This is a genomic window from Conexibacter stalactiti (genome assembly GCF_033542075.1).
GTDB classification, from domain to species: Bacteria; Actinomycetota; Thermoleophilia; order Solirubrobacterales; family Solirubrobacteraceae; genus Conexibacter; species Conexibacter stalactiti.
This window is the reverse complement of the sequence record NZ_JAWSTH010000011.1, coordinates 46,927-61,349: the sequence shown is the minus strand read 5'-3', so window position 1 is coordinate 61,349 and position 14,423 is coordinate 46,927. Positions and strand designations below refer to the sequence as shown.

The 14,423-nt window shown below is 72.6% G+C and carries 12 protein-coding genes; 7 read left to right on the top strand and 5 right to left on the bottom strand.

Annotated features, from left to right (window positions below; genetic code table 11):
• Positions 1 to 134: 134 nt before the first annotated feature.
• The 4 genes from R7226_RS06755 to R7226_RS06740 are packed head-to-tail and all read left to right on the top strand — an operon-like array spanning position 135 to position 7,786.
• The gene (locus R7226_RS06755; protein WP_318596282.1) at positions 135 to 1,373 is read left to right on the top strand and encodes a nitrate/nitrite transporter; all 1,239 of its coding nucleotides are present in this window, start codon (positions 135 to 137) and stop codon (positions 1,371 to 1,373) included.
• The gene (gene nirB, locus R7226_RS06750; protein ID WP_318596281.1) at positions 1,370 to 3,799 is read left to right on the top strand and encodes a nitrite reductase large subunit NirB; all 2,430 of its coding nucleotides are present in this window, start codon (positions 1,370 to 1,372) and stop codon (positions 3,797 to 3,799) included. Before R7226_RS06755 ends, nirB begins: the two co-directional genes overlap by 4 nt.
• A complete protein-coding gene (locus tag R7226_RS06745) occupies positions 3,796 to 4,140 on the top strand; it encodes a Rieske (2Fe-2S) protein (RefSeq protein WP_318596280.1) in 345 nt (114 codons plus the stop codon). The genes nirB and R7226_RS06745 overlap by 4 nt, the downstream gene beginning before the upstream one ends.
• Positions 4,133 to 7,786, top strand: a complete 3,654-nt coding sequence (locus R7226_RS06740; protein ID WP_318596279.1) for a molybdopterin-dependent oxidoreductase — start codon at positions 4,133 to 4,135, stop codon at positions 7,784 to 7,786. The genes R7226_RS06745 and R7226_RS06740 overlap by 8 nt, the downstream gene beginning before the upstream one ends.
• Here the strand turns inward: R7226_RS06740 and R7226_RS06735 are convergent.
• Together R7226_RS06735 and R7226_RS06730 are read right to left on the bottom strand one after the other, a co-directional pair.
• Positions 7,783 to 8,919 (bottom strand): fatty acid desaturase family protein, encoded by a 1,137-nt coding sequence (locus R7226_RS06735; RefSeq protein ID WP_318596278.1) that lies wholly within the window; start codon positions 8,917 to 8,919, stop codon positions 7,783 to 7,785. The two genes, R7226_RS06740 and R7226_RS06735, sit on opposite strands and share 4 nt — an antisense overlap.
• Before the next feature lie 12 nt (positions 8,920 to 8,931).
• Positions 8,932 to 10,062, bottom strand: a complete 1,131-nt coding sequence (locus R7226_RS06730; RefSeq protein WP_318596277.1) for a ferredoxin reductase — start codon at positions 10,060 to 10,062, stop codon at positions 8,932 to 8,934.
• A gap of 61 nt (positions 10,063 to 10,123) precedes the next feature.
• Here R7226_RS06730 and R7226_RS06725 point away from each other — a divergent pair, with 61 nt between their 5' ends.
• Genes R7226_RS06725 through R7226_RS06715 form a run of 3 tightly spaced genes read left to right on the top strand, consistent with a single transcriptional unit; the run spans position 10,124 to position 12,680 of the window.
• Positions 10,124 to 10,786 (top strand): TetR family transcriptional regulator, encoded by a 663-nt coding sequence (locus R7226_RS06725; RefSeq protein ID WP_318596276.1) that lies wholly within the window; start codon positions 10,124 to 10,126, stop codon positions 10,784 to 10,786.
• Positions 10,787 to 10,844: 58 nt separating this feature from the next.
• Entirely contained in the window at positions 10,845 to 11,693 is an 849-nt protein-coding gene (locus R7226_RS06720; RefSeq protein ID WP_318596275.1) for an SDR family NAD(P)-dependent oxidoreductase, read from the top strand.
• A gap of 39 nt (positions 11,694 to 11,732) precedes the next feature.
• A complete protein-coding gene (locus R7226_RS06715) occupies positions 11,733 to 12,680 on the top strand; it encodes a cation diffusion facilitator family transporter (RefSeq protein ID WP_318596274.1) in 948 nt (315 codons plus the stop codon).
• Positions 12,681 to 12,683: 3 nt separating this feature from the next.
• Here the strand turns inward: R7226_RS06715 and soxR are convergent, their stop codons facing one another.
• From soxR to R7226_RS06700, 3 genes are read right to left on the bottom strand one after another with little or no spacing between them, the layout of a single operon-like run.
• Positions 12,684 to 13,130: a redox-sensitive transcriptional activator SoxR gene (gene soxR / locus R7226_RS06710; RefSeq protein WP_318596273.1), complete on the bottom strand. Its 447-nt coding sequence runs from the start codon at positions 13,128 to 13,130 to the stop codon at positions 12,684 to 12,686.
• Between the two features lie 48 nt (positions 13,131 to 13,178).
• Positions 13,179 to 13,874 carry a nucleotidyl transferase AbiEii/AbiGii toxin family protein gene (locus R7226_RS06705; RefSeq protein ID WP_318596272.1) on the bottom strand — a complete coding sequence of 232 codons (696 nt, stop codon included), beginning with the start codon at positions 13,872 to 13,874 and terminating at the stop codon, positions 13,179 to 13,181.
• Positions 13,871 to 14,374, bottom strand: a complete 504-nt coding sequence (locus R7226_RS06700) for a MarR family transcriptional regulator (protein ID WP_318596271.1) — start codon at positions 14,372 to 14,374, stop codon at positions 13,871 to 13,873. Before R7226_RS06700 ends, R7226_RS06705 begins: the two co-directional genes overlap by 4 nt.
• Positions 14,375 to 14,423: the final 49 nt, after the last annotated feature.

Here is a 14,423-nt window from a genome sequence, read left to right as displayed (position 1 = left end):
TCGGCACTTTGCCCGATCGGTTCATATTTGACCGTGTGGAGGAGGGGCGGCGAAAGGATGTTGGCCAGAGGGAGGGCGACGGTTCTCCGAAGCGCTCGTAGCTTGTGGTCACACCCTGAATCGGGAGCCACCGAATGCGAATCGACGACCTGCGCCGCAGCGGTCACGCCCCCTCGCTGGGCGCCGCCCTCATCCACTTCGACGTCAGCTTCATGTGCTGGGTGCTGCTCGGCGCGCTCGGCGCCTACATCGCCGAGGACCTCGCCCTCTCACCGTTCGAGAAGGGCGTCGTCGTCGCGATCCCGCTGCTGTCGGCGGCGTTCTTCCGGCTCGTGCTCGGCCTGCTCGGCGACCGCATCGGCCCGAAGAAGGTCGGCACGGTCTCGATGGCGATCGTCGTCGCGCCGCTGCTGTGGGGCTGGCTGGGGGCCGGGACGCTGCCGCAGGTGCTCGCCGTCGGCCTGCTGCTCGGCGTCGCCGGCGCCTCGTTCGCGATCGCGCTCCCGCTCGCCAGCCGCTGGTACCCGCCGCGCCTCCAGGGCCTCGCGATGGGGATCGCCGGCGCCGGCAACTCCGGCACCGTGATCGCCACGCTCGCCGCGCCCCGCCTCGCCGAGCACTACGGCTGGCACGCCGTCCTCGGCATGGCGCTGATACCGGTCGCGCTCGCCTTCACCGCCTTCATCCTGCTGGCGAAGGAGCCGCCGCGCACCGCGACGCCGCTCAGCGCCCGCGGCATGGCGCGGATGCTGAAGGAGCCCGACGCCCGCCGCATGGCCGGCCTCTACGCGATCACGTTCGGCGGCTTCGTCGGCCTCACCAGCTTCCTGCCGATCCTGCTGCACGACGAGTACGGCCTGACGAAGGTCGAGGCCGCGACGATCGCCGCCTGCGGCGGCGCGCTCGGCTCGCTGCTGCGGCCGATCGGCGGCCACCTCGGCGACCGCCTCGGCGGCACGACCGTCCTCTCCGGCGTGCTCGGGATCGCCGGCGCGCTGCTGCTGTTCGTCTCCGGCCTGCCGCCGATCGGCGCGACCGCGGTCGCCTTCGTGATCGCGATGGGCGCGCTCGGGGTCGGCAACGGCGCCGTCTTCCAGCTCGTCGGCCTGCGCTTCCCGGAGCGGATCGGCGCGATGACGGGGATCGTCGGCGCGGCCGGCGGCCTCGGCGGCTTCTGCCTCCCGTTCGCGCTCGGGCTGATCAAGCAGACGGCCGGCTCCTACGGCGTCGGCCTCGCGCTGCTGGCGCTGATCGCGGCCTCCTCCCTGCTGCTCGTGCGGATCATCCGCGGCGCGATGCAGGTGCGCGCCAACGCCGGCGCCGCGGGCAACGCCACGCCCGCCCACGCCAACCCCGTCGAGGTGGCGGCATGAGCTCCACCGGCATCCTCGTGATCGGCGGCGGGATCGCCGGCCAGGCGGTCGTCGAGGAGCTGCGTCGTCGCGACGCGCAGGTCCCGCTGACGATGGTCTGCGGCGAGCAGGCCGCCCCCTACGACCGCGTCCGCCTTTCCCACCTGCTCGCCGGCGAGGCCGACGCGAGTGAGCTGCAGCTGCGGCCCGACGCCTGGTACGAGGACCGCCAGGTCGAGCTGCTGCTCGGCAGAACGGTCACCGCGCTCGACCCGGACCGAGGCACCGCCACGCTCGACGACGGCCGCGTCCTCAGCTTCGAGCAGGCCGCGGTCACGACCGGCAGCGACGCGCTGATGCCGCCGCTGCCGGGCCTCGACCTGCCCGGCGTGCACGCCTTCCGCGACCCCGCCGACTGCGAGGCGATCACGAGCGCCGCGGCCGCGGGCGTCAAGCGCGCGGCCGTGATCGGCGGCGGCCTGCTCGGCCTGGAGGCCGCCTACGGACTGGTCCAGCGCGGCGTCGAGGTGACGGTCGTCCACCTCGTCGACCGCTTGATGGAGCGCCAGCTCGACGCCGCCGCCGGCGCCCTGCTGCTGCCCGCGATCCAAGCGCTCGGCGTCGAGGTGCTGCTCGAGCACGCGACCGCGGAGCTGCTGCCAGGTGACGACGGCCGGGTCGCCGGCATGCGCTTTGCGAGCGGCGCGGAACTGCCGGCCGACCTGGTCGTCGTCTCGATCGGGATCCGCTCCCGCACCGACCTCGCCAGAGCGGCCGGGCTCGACGTCAACCGCGGCGTCGTCGTCGACGACCGTCTGCGCACGAGCCATCCGCGCGTCGTCTCCGTCGGCGAGTGCGCCGAGCACCGCGGGATCGTCCACGGCATCGTCGCGCCGATCCACGAGCAGGCCGCGGTCGCCGCCGACACGCTGCTCGGCCTCACCGGCCCCGCCTACGAGGGCTCGGTCCCGACCGCGAAGCTGAAGGTGATGGGGATCGACCTCGTCACCGCGGGCGCCGCGACCGGCCCGCGCGAGGTGATCAACGCCGACGGCGACAGCTACCGCAAGGTCATCGTCGACGCTGACGGCCGCGCGATCGGCGCCGTGCTGGTCGGCGACACGCGCGGCCACGAGCTGCTGACCGACGTCGTCAAGCGCGGCAAGGAGGTCGAGGACGCGCTCGCGCTCCTGGTCGAGGCGAGCGCGGCGACCGCCGAGGACCTGCCCGACGACGCGCAGGTCTGCAACTGCAACGGCGTCTGCAAGGGCGAGATCCTCGACGCCGTCCGCGTCGACGGCTGCGCCAGCAGCCGCGAGGTGATGGCGCGCACGCGCGCCGGCACCGGCTGCGGCTCCTGCAAGGAGCTCGTGCTCGACCTCGTCGCGCTCGCGACCGGCGGCGCCGACGAGGAGCCGGCCTACCTCTGCCCGTGCGCGAAGCAGACGCGCGAGCAGCTCGTCGCCGCGGTGCGCGAGGGCGAGCTGTCGTCGGTCTCCGAGCTGACGGCAGCGTGCGGCGCCGGGCGCGACTGCGGCGCCTGCAAGCCGGGGCTCGCCTACGTCGTCTCCGAGGTCGCCGCCTCGCGCCATCGCGAGGAGCGCCACGCCAGATTCATCAACGACCGCGTCCACGCGAACATCCAGAAGGACGGCACCTTCTCGGTCATCCCGCGGATCCGCGGCGGCGTCACGACGCCGCAGGAGCTGCGCCGCATCGCCGACGTCGCCGAGCGCCACGAGGTGCCGATGGTGAAGATCACGGGCGGTCAGCGGATCGACCTGCTGGGGATCAGAAAGGAGGCGCTCCCGCGCATCTGGGAGGAGCTGGGGATGCCCTCCGGCCATGCCTACGCGAAGTCGGTCCGCACCGTCAAGACGTGCGTCGGGACCGACTTCTGCCGCTTCGGCCTCGGCGACGCGATCGCGACCGGGATCGAGCTGGAGCGGCGGATGGAGGGGCTCTACACGCCGCACAAGGTGAAGGCGGCCGTCAGCGGCTGCCCGCGCAACTGCGCCGAGTCGTACGTGAAGGACATCGGCGTCGTCGGGATCGAGGGCGGCTGGGAGATCTACGTCGGCGGCGCCGCCGGCTCGACGATCCGCAGAGGCGACCTGCTCGCGACGGTCGCCACCAGAGAGGACGCGATCGCCGTCTCGCTGACCTTCCTGCAGTACTACCGCGAGCACGGCGAGCACCTCGAGCGCACGCACCGCTTCGTCGAGCGGGTCGGGCTGGAGACGATCCAGGCGGCGGTGCTCGACGAGGACAGCGGCGAGCCGGAGCGGCTGCGCGAGCGCTTCGCGATCGCGAAGGCCGCCTGCGATCCCGACCCGTGGCTGGAGCGCCACGCCCCCGTCAACCCGAAGCAGTTCGCCGAGCTCGACACCGAGCCGGAGCCGTTCACCGTGATCCCGCCCGCAACGACCCCGGAGCCCGTCCGATGACCGCCTTCGCCGACACCGAGACCGTCACCTGGATCGCCGTCGGAGCGGCCGCCGACGTGCCGCTGTGGGAGGGCCGGCGGGTGACCGTCGAGGGGCAGCGGATCGCCGTCTTCCACACCGACGCCGGCTTCCACGCCGTCGACGGCTCGTGCCCGCACAAGCAGGGTCCGCTGCAGGACGGCCTCGTCGCCGACGACTGCGTCACCTGCCCGCTGCACGGCTGGCGCTTCAGCCTCGGCACCGGCGAGCGGATCGGCGGCGGCCCGGACGACCCGTCGCTGCGCGTCTACCCGGTGATCGTGCACGACGGCGAGCTGATGCTGGGCCTGCCGGATGAGTGAAGCCACTCGCGAAATCCGCACGACCTGCCCCTACTGCGGGACCGGCTGCGGTCTCGTCGCGCGCGTCGAGAACGGCCGCCTGACGGCGGTCGAGGGCGACAGACTGCACCCGGTCAACCACGGCTCGACCTGCCAGAAGCCGCTGCGGCTGCCCGACTCGGTCGCCGCCGCCGACCGTGCCACGCACGTGCTCCAGCGACCCTCCGCCGACCACCGCTGGGAGCAGGTCGGCTGGGACGCGGGGATCGACCACGTCGCCGCGCGGATCAGCGAGATCCAGCGCGACCACGGCGCCGACGCGGTCTCGGTCTACATCTCCGGCCAGCTGCTGACCGAGGACTACTACGCCGCCGTCAAGCTCGTGAAGGGCTTCCTCGGCACCAACAACCTCGACTCCAACTCGCGCCTCTGCATGTCCTCCGCGGTCGCCGGCTACCGCGGCTCGCTCGGCTCCGACGGCCCGCCGCCCGGCTACGGCGACCTCGCGCAGGCCGACTGCATGCTCGTGCTCGGCTCCAACGCCGCCGCCTGCCACCCGATCGTCTGGGGCAAGGTGCGCGCGCGCCAGCGCGAGGGCGCCGCGGTGATCGTCGTCGACCCGCGCCGCACGCCGACCGCCGAGGCCGCCGACGTCCACCTCCAGGTCCGCCCCGGCAGCGACCTGCCGCTGCTCAACGCCCTGCTGCACGTGATCGAGCGCGACGGCCTGCTCGACGCGACCTTCGTCGAGCGCCACACGAGCGGGATCGAGCAGGCGCTGGCGGTCGCGCGCGAGTGGACGCCGGAGCGCGCCGCGGAGGCGTGCGGGATCACGGCGGAGCAGATCGAGGAGGTCGCGCACCGCTTCGGCGCCGCCCAGCGCGCGATGGCGCTGTGGTCGATGGGCGCCAATCAGTCCGCGGTCGGGACGCTGAAGAACCAAGCCTTGATCAACCTCTGCCTCGCGACCGGCAACATCGGCCGCGCCGGCACCGGGCCGCTGTCACTGACCGGCCAGCCGAACGCGATGGGCGGCCGCGAGACCGGCGGGCTCGCGCATCTCCTCCCCGGCTACCGCTCGGTCGCCTCCTCCGAGCACCGCCTGGAGATGCGTCGCGCCTGGAACCTGCCGGCGCGCGCGCCGGGGATCTCGCCGCAGCCGGGCGTCGCCGCGACCGAGCTGTGCGAGGCGATCGAGAGCGGCAGGGTGAAGGCGGTCTGGATCGTCGCGACCAACCCCGTCGTCTCGCAGCCCGACGCCGAGCGCTTCGCCGCCGCGCTGAAGATGTGCGAGCTGGTGATCGTGCAGGACGCCTTCCACCCGACCGAGACCGGCGCGCTCGCGCACGTGCTGCTGCCGGCCGCCGGCTGGCCGGAGAAGGACGGCACGATGACGAACTCGGAGCGGCGCGTCTCGCTCGTGCAGCGCGCGCTCGACCCGCCCGGCGAGGCGCTGCCCGACTGGGAGATCTTCGCCCGCGTCGGCCGCGCGCTCGGCCACGCGGAGGCGTTCGCGTGGGAGGACGCCGCCGCCGTCTACGACGAGTACGCGGCGCTGACGGCCGGCCGCCTCTGCGACGTCAGCGCGCTCTCGCACGAGCGGCTGCTGCGCGAGGGGCCGCTGCAGTGGCCGGTGCCGCGGCGGCGCAGCGGCGACGACCATCCCGGCACCCCGCGGTTGTATTCCAGCCGCCGCTTCTCGACCCCGGACGGCCGCGCGCGCCTCGTCGCGACGCCGCACGCCGAGCCCGTCGACGCACCGTCGGAGGAGTTTCCGCTCGTGCTGACGACCGGCCGCGTCGCCGGCCAGTGGCACACGATGACGCGCACCGGCAAGTCGCCGGCGCTGCTGGCGGAGGAGCCCGAGCCGTTCGTCGAGCTGCACGCCGACGACGCCCACGCGGCCGGCCTCGCCGACGGTCAGCTCGCGCGCGTGCGCTCGCGCCGCGGCACCACCCACCTGCGCGTGCGCGTCAGCGACCGCGTCGCGCCCGGCGTCGCCTTCGCACCGTTCCACTGGGGCGGCCTGCACCTCGAAGCCGGTCACCTGCCGCTCAACGGCGTCACCTCCCCCGCGCTCGACCCGACCTCGAAGCAGCCCGAGCTGAAGGCGACGGCGGTGATCGTCGAAGCGGCCGACCAGGCCGCCGAGGCGAACGCCGCCCGCGCCGCCCGCGCGGCGCGCTCGGCGCGGATCGAGCACGCCGAACCGCTCGCGCAGAGCGCTCAGGTTCGGTCCGACCTGCTCGTGATCGGCACCGGGATGGCGGCGACGGCAACGGTCGAGGCGGCGCTCGCGCACGACCCGTCGCTGCGCGTGACGATGGTCGGCCGCGAGCCCGACCCGCCGTACGACCGCGTCGCGCTGTCGCACCTGCTCGCCGGCAAGGTCGCCGAGGGACGGCTGGCGCTGAAGCCGTCGCAGTGGTTCGCCGAGCGCGGCGTGCGGCTGCTGGCCGGCGTCGAGGTGACCGCCCTCGACCTGGAGGCCGGGATCGCGATGCTGGCGCGCACGGGCGACGGCAGCGCGGCCGGCTCCGGCGACGACGACCTGCCGCAGCGGCTCGGCTTCGGCAGAGTCGTGCTGGCGACCGGCTCGCTGCCGGCGCTGCCGCCGATACCGGGCCTCGACGGTCCCGGCGTCCATCCCTTCCGCACGCTTCACGACGTGCGCGCGATCCTGCGCGAGGCGGAGACCGCGAGGCGCGCCGTCGTGATCGGCGGCGGCCTGCTCGGGATCGAGGCGGCGCGCGCGCTGCGCGGCCGCGGCCTGCACGTGACGCTCGTGCACCGCGCCGATCGGCTGATGGAGACGCAGCTCGACGAGGTCGGCGCGCGCCTGCTGGCGCGCTCGCTCGCCGACCTCGACGTCGTCGTCGACGCGACGACGACGAAGGTCGGCGACGGCGCCGTCCACCTTGGCGACGGCACGGAACTGCCGACCGACCTCGTCGTCGTCGCGACCGGCATCCGGCCGGAGACGGCGCTGGCGAGAGGCGCCGGGCTGGAGGTGCGGCGCGGGATCGTCGTCGACGACTCGCTGCGCGCGAGCGCGCCGAACGTGTGGGCGGTCGGCGAGTGCGCCGAGCACCGCGGCGTCGTCCACGGCCTGTGGCCGCCGCTGCGCGCGATGGCGAGAGCGGCCGGCGCGACGATCGCGGGCCGGCCGGGCGCCTTCCACGGCGCGCTGACCGCGACGACGCTGAAGGTCTCCGGCGTCGACCTCTTCTGCGCCGGCGACCCGGCGCTGCAGCCGGGCGACGAGGAGCTGCTGGAGATGGACACTCGCCGCGGCCGCTACAAGCGCCTGATCGTGCGCGACGGCCGCCTCGCCGGCGCGACGCTGCTGGGCGACATGGGCGACGCGCCGCGGCTGCGCGAGCTGGCCGTCAGCGGCGCCCCGGTCCCCGACGACGTCTTCGGCTCCGACGCCGACGCCGCGCAGACGGCGGCCGGCGACGAGCTGGTCTGCTCCTGCCAGGCGGTCGCGCGCACCACGATCGAGGCGGCGATCCGCAACAACGCGCTGCGCACCGTCGAGCAGGTCAGCCGCCGCACCCAGGCTGGCACCGGCTGCGGCGGCTGCCGCCTGCGCGTGCAGGCGCTGCTCGACGAGGCCGAGGCGGAGACGATCGACGAGCTGCGCGAAGAGGCGGCGGCGTCCTAGGCGACGGCCGCGAGCTGCGGCCGGCCGGTGGCAACCGGCCCGCTCGCCGGCGCGGCCTCGCCCTCGCCGGAGCCGCTGTCGGGCAGCGCCAGCCGCACGATCTTGCGCACGACGCTGCCGAACTGCTTGTGCAGCGGGCCGGAGTTGTACGGCAGCCCGTAGCGCTCGCAGATCTCGCGCACCTCGACGGCCAGCTCGGCGTAGCGGTGGCCGGGCAGGTCGGGGAAGAGGTGGTGCTCGATCTGGTGGCTGAGGTTGCCGCTCATGATGTGGAAGAGCGGGCCGCCGGTGAGGTTGGCGGAGCCGAGCAGCTGGCGGCGGTACCACTCGCCGCGCGTCTCGCCCTCGGTCTCCTCCAGCGTGAACTCCTCGACGCCGTCGGGGAAGTGACCGCAGAAGATGATCATGAACGCCCACACGTTGCGGACGTAGTTGGCGGTCACGTTGGCCGCGAGCGTCGTCGGCGCGCCGGGGCCGGCGAGCAGCGGGAAGAGCGCGTAGTCCTTCAGCGCCTGGCGCCGCCCCTTTCTCCAGATCGCGCGCACCATCTCGGCCTTGTCCTTCAGCGATCCCTTGCCGGCCGCGACGCGGTCCATCTCGAGGTCGTGGAAGGCGACGCCCCACTGGAAGAACGACGCCAGCACCATCGCGTAGATCGGATTGCCGAGGTAGTAGGGATGCCATCTCTGGTCCTCGGACATCCGCAGCACGCCGTAGCCGATGTCACGGTCCTTGCCGAGGATGTTCGTGTGCGTGTGGTGCATGTAGTTGTGCGAGTGGCGCCACTGCTCCGACGGGCAGGCGCTGTCCCACTCGAATCTCTGGCCGTTGACGGCTGGATCGTTCATCCAGTCGTACTGGCCGTGCATCACGTTGTGGCCGATCTCCATGTTGTCGAGGATCTTCGAGAGCGCCAGCGCGGTCGTGCCGGCGATCCACGCCGGCGGCAGCAGGCTGAAGAACAGCAGCCCGCGGCCGGCGACCTCGAGGCCGCGCTGCGCCTTGATCACGCGGCGGATGTAGCTCGCGTCGCGCTCGCCGAGATCGGCGATCACGCGCTCGCGGATCGCGTCCAGCTCGCGGCCGAAGGCGTCGAGCTGCTGCGGCGTCAGGCGTGGTGCTGTCTGCGTCATGCTCGGGCCCTCCTAGATGTCGAGCGTCACGTCGCCGACCGGCGCGGTGACGCAGATCTGGATCTGCTCGTCGGGTGCGGTCGAGATCGCGCCGGTGCGCAGGTCGCGGACCGCTCCCTCCAGCTTGCGGCAGCTGCACGTGTGGCAGATGCCCATCCGGCAGCCGTGCTGCGGCGTCAAACCGGCTGCCTCGGCCTCGTCGAGCAGCGTGCCGCCGCCGCCCTTGACCTCGACGCCGCTGCGCGCGAAGCGCAGCGTGCCGGTCGCGGTCTCGTCGTCGGGCGCCAGCAGCGGCGCGGGCGCGACGAACCGCTCGACGTGCAGCCGCTCCTCCAGCCCGTCGCGCGCCCACAGCTCGTGGACCGATTCGACGAGCGTCGTCGGGCCGCAGACGAACGTCTCGGCAGCGGAGAGATCGACCCGCGCCGCGTCGACGTGCTCGCGCCCGAAGCGCCCCGTCAGCTCGCCGCCGCCGAGGCCGCCGACGCGCGTGTAGCCACGCAGCAGACGGACGTTGGGGTGGGCGTCGGCGAGCGCGCGCAGCTCGCTCGCGTAGGCGACGTGACGCTCGGAGGGGGCGTAGTGGAGGAACGCGATCGGGCCGTCATGACCCTCGTCGCAGAGCGTGCGCAGCATCGCCATGACGGGCGTGATGCCGCTGCCGCCGCTGATCAGCAGCAGCTCGCGCGGGCGGACGGCCGGGAGCGCGAAGTCGCCCTCGGCCCGCGACAGGCCGACGACGTCACCGGGCACCAGGCGGGTGCGGAGGTGCGGCGAGACGCGGCCGTCGGGCTGGGCGTGCGCGGTCAGCTCGATCAGCCGCGGGTCGTGCTCGGAGCCGGCCGGCGAGTACGGCCGCGTGTGGCGAACGCCGTCGATCTCGATGCTAAGACGGACGTGCTGGCCGGCGCGGAAGCCCTGCCAGTTCTCGTTCGGGCGCAGCTCGAGCGTGACGCTGCCGGGCGTCTGGCGGCGGACCGCGACGACCTCGGCGCGCACGTCGCGCAGCGAGAACGCCGGCTTGACGAGCTCGACGTAGCGGTCGACCCCGTGCGGGGTCGTGAGTGCCTGCGCCAGCGGCGAGGCGAGCAGCCGGCGGCGCAGGCCGGTGCGGCGGTCGGATGTCGCTGTTTCAGTGAACACTTGTGCACAGAGTGATACCCACATTTCCAATTGTCAAGCCTGTGAGTAGAATCTTGTACAGATGGCCACGCGAGACTCAGTGAACATCGCGACACCGAACCCTCCGAGACTGACCCGCGCGGAGCAGAAGGAGCGCACGCGCGTCGCGCTGCTGGACGCCGCGCTGCGGCTGCTGGAGCAGAAGAGCTTCAGCAGCCTCGGGCTGCGCGAGGTGGCGCGCGAGGCCGGCGTCGTGCCGACCGCCTTCTACCGCCACTTCGACTCGATGGACGAGCTGGGGCTCGTCCTGATCGACGACTCCTTTCGCACGCTGCGGCAGATGATCCGCGCCGCGCGCGCTGAGCCGCAGCGGCCGGAGCACGTGATCAGAGACTCGGTCGAGATCCTCGTCCGCCATGTCCACGCGCACCGCATGCACTTCCGCTTCATCGCGCGCGAGCGCTCCAGCGGCGTGCCCGTCATGCGCCAGGCGATCCGCGGCGAGATCCGCCTCTTCACGAGCGAGCTGGCGACCGACCTCGCGCGCTTCCCCTTCTTGGACAGATGGCCGACCCAGGACCTCGGGGTCGTCGCGACGCTGATCGTCAACACGATGGTCTCGACCGCCGAGGCGATCGTCGACGCGCCGACCGACTCGCGCGTCGCCGAGGACGAGATCATCCGCCACACGGAGAAGCAGCTGCTGCTGATAGCGCTCGGCGTCTCCGCCTGGCGCCGCGACTGAGCGCGCCACGCTCGGCACCCGGCGCCTCGCCGGCCGCCCGCTGGTACCTTGGCGTACCATGGCACAGCGAACGAATGGCAACGGCGCCGCGGCGGGGCTCGACGGGCGCACCGCGGTCGTCACGGGAGCCGCATCCGGGATAGGGCGCGCGCTCGCCCAGCGGCTCGCCGCCCACGGCAGCCCGGTCGCGATCTGCGACTGGAACGAGGAGGGGTTGGAGGAGACCGCGGCGGCGATCTCCGGGCCTGTCTTCGCGCGCAAGCTCGACGTCAGCGACCGCCAGGCGCAGCTGCAGTTCGCCGCGGCGGTGCAGGAGTGGGCGCCGAGACCGATCGGCCTCGTCGTCAACAACGCCGGCGTGACCGTCTCGCAGACCGCCTCCGAGGCGGCCGTCGAGGACGACGAATGGGTCATGAACGTCAACTTCTGGGGCGTCGTGCACGGCACGCGCGCCTTCCTGCCGATCTTCCTGAAGCAGAGAAGCGGCGTCGTCGCGAACGTCTCCAGCGTCTTCGGCCTGATGGGCTTCCCGACGCAGAGCGCCTATTGCGCGTCGAAGTTCGCCGTGCGCGGCTACACCGAGTCGCTGCGCCACGAGCTGAAGGGCAGCGGCGTGCGCGCGACGACGATCCACCCCGGCGGCATCCGCACCAACATCGTCAGAAACGCCCGCTTCCACGTCGACGACAGAGGCGGCACCGACCACGCCGCGATGGCGGCCGAGTTCGCCAAGATCGCGCGCACGTCGCCGGAGAAAGCGGCGAAGACGATCCACGTCGGGATCGAGAAGGGCAAGGACCGGATCCTGATCGGCCCCGACGCGACCGCGATCTCGCTGCTGACGCGCTCGGTGCCCGTGCACTACTTCGACGTCGTCGAGCGGCTGATGGGCGCCGTCCGCCGCTGACCGAGCCGTTGCGCCGGACGGGGCTACACTGCCCCGTCCGTGGTCGGTCCGGCAACACACGCTGAACGACGCGCCCGACTGCTGCGGCTCGTCTACCTGTCGATCGCCGCGGCGATCGTCACGATCGCACTGAAGTTCGGCGCATGGGCGGTCACCGGCTCGGTCGGCCTGCTGTCCGACGCGGCCGAGTCGGTCGTCAACCTCGTCGCGGCGCTGTTCGCGCTCGTCGTCGTGCAGTGGTCGACGCGGCCACCCGACGAGGAGCACACCTACGGCCACGAGAAGGCCGACTACATCTCGGCCGGCGTCGAGGGCGCGCTGATCCTGCTCGCCGCCGTCACGATCACCTACACGGCGATCGAGCGGCTGCTGCACCCGGCCGCGATCGAGAGCGTCGGCATCGGCATCGCGATCTCGGTCGTCGCCTCGCTCGTCAACCTCGGCGTCGGGCAGCGGCTGATCCATGCCGGCAGGGAGTACAGCTCGATGACGCTGGAGGCCGACGGCCGCCACCTGATGACGGACGTGTGGACGTCGGTCGGCGTCGTGATCGCCGTGATCGCGGTCGCGGTCACCGGCTGGGAGCCGCTCGACCCGCTGATCGCGATCGCCGTGGCGATCAACATCGTGCTGACGGGGACGCGGCTGGTGCGCAGGTCGGCCGACGGGCTGCTCGACCGCGCGCTGACCGACGCGGAGCTGAGACAGATCAACGACGTGCTGGGGACCTTCGCCTCCGACGAGGTCCAGTTCCACGCGCTGCGCACACGCCGCGCCGGCAGCCGCGCCTTCGTCTCGACGCACGTGCTCGTGCCGGGCGATTGGTCGGTCCAGCGCGGCCACGATCTCGCCGAGGCGGTCGACCTGGCACTGCGCGAGCAGCTCGGCCACGCGACCGTCTTCACGCACCTGGAGCCGCTCGAGGACCCCGCCTCGTTCGCCGACACGGAGCTGGACCGCTGGACCGAGCCGCACCCCGGCGGCTGAGCGTCACATTCCCGTGCCGCCGGTCCAGACGACCGGTCCCGGCCCGTAGCGCGCGACGCGGTCGTCGGGGTTGGCGAGCTTGCAGCGGGCGAGCGACAGGCAGCCGCAGCCGATGCAGTCGGTCAGGCCCTCCTTGAGCCGCTCCAGCTCGGCGATCCGCTCGTCGATCCGCTCGCTCCAGCGCGACGACAGCTTGGCCCAGTCGGTCCGTCTGGGCACGCGGTCCTCCGGCAGCTTCTGCAGCTCTTCGCCGATCTCCTCCAGCGTCAGTCCGACCCGCTGGGCGAAGACGATGAAGGCGACGCGGCGGATCACCGGCCGCCCATAGCGACGGTGCCCGGAGGAGTTGCGTTCGGCGCGGATCAGCCCGCGCTCCTCGTAGTAGCGCAGCGCCGAGGTCGCGACCCCGCTGCGCTCGGCGACCTCGCCGATCGTGAGCGTCTCCGACATGCCGACCAGCTCAGCAGAAACCGGCCTTGACTTCAAGTGCGGTTGAAGTCAAGCGCGGCCGGCGACCCGCTTGAGACGCGGGATGATCACAGTCTCGACGCGCGCCTGGCTCGCGCGATCGGGTCGTACGAGCCCGAACACGGCGTCACGAAAGTCGCCGTCCTCGACGAGGCTCCGACAGCGCGCGCCGAGATAGGAGCGGACATCCGCGGGCGCGCGCTCGATCTCCTCCACGAGACGCGGCCGCCCGTCGAACAGCGAGACGACATCGTCGAGATCGCGGCTCCCAAGCATGTCAGCGGCGCCGCGATCCTCGAATGCCTCGAGCTTCGTGGCGACGAGGAACGGCGAGGAGACCGCACGGATCTCGATGCCGCTTGGCAGCTCCCGTCGCACCGCGAACGGCAGCGCTGCCTGCTGCCAACGGCCGCCGAACCCGAGCAGTGAGGGATCCGCCGGCATCGCGTCGAGGATCAGCTCATGGTCAGCGCGATGCCGCCAGCGGCAGATGATGCCATCGTCTCGATCCTCGCGAAATCCCACGTCCCGCATCCGCCGTTCAAACGCGTGCAGCGCTGGGCGGGACACGACCTCCACCACGACGTCGACGTCCTTCGTCGCTCGCGGGGGAGGCGCGGCCGGGTCGTCGATCCAGAGTGCGAGCGTCGCGCCGCCGAGGAACACCACCTCGGAGACCAGCGGCCCAAGCGCCCGCGCGCCGCGCTCCACCAGCTCGACGCTCATCCTCTGCGCAACTCGTCGTGCAGGTGGCCCCTGGCGACGCCGCGAACGCGCGCATCTCCAACTCGAAAGGCATCGACCAGAGCAAGCAACCGCCATGTCCTCGCGTCGGCGAGCGCAGCGGCCGGAACGATCTCGTGCAGCGGTTCGAGCGCGATCCCGCGAACCGTGCCTTCCGGGTGCATCCAGACGGGCGGCAGGGACGCGGTCTCACCGAACTCACCATCCAACGGCGGCGCCGCCCAGGCTGTCGCCAAGCCGCGCGACTCGCCAGCCATCCGCGCCGGGAAGACGTAGCGCAGGCCGTGCACCAGGAACTCCTCCGCCTGCGGCAGCAGGACTGCGTCGCGCTCACGCGAGTACAGCCCCGCCTCGGTCAGACGGCGAAGTGACCGCGTGACACCAGCCGGATCGAACGCTATCCGCGCAGCGGTCTCGCGCATCGTCACCGGAGGGCGCCCAGCGAGTGCGAGCAGCACGACGATGTCCTGCCCTTTGAGCATGCAGAGACTCTAGTCTGTTTGTTTCATGTTTCACAACATGAAACAAGGA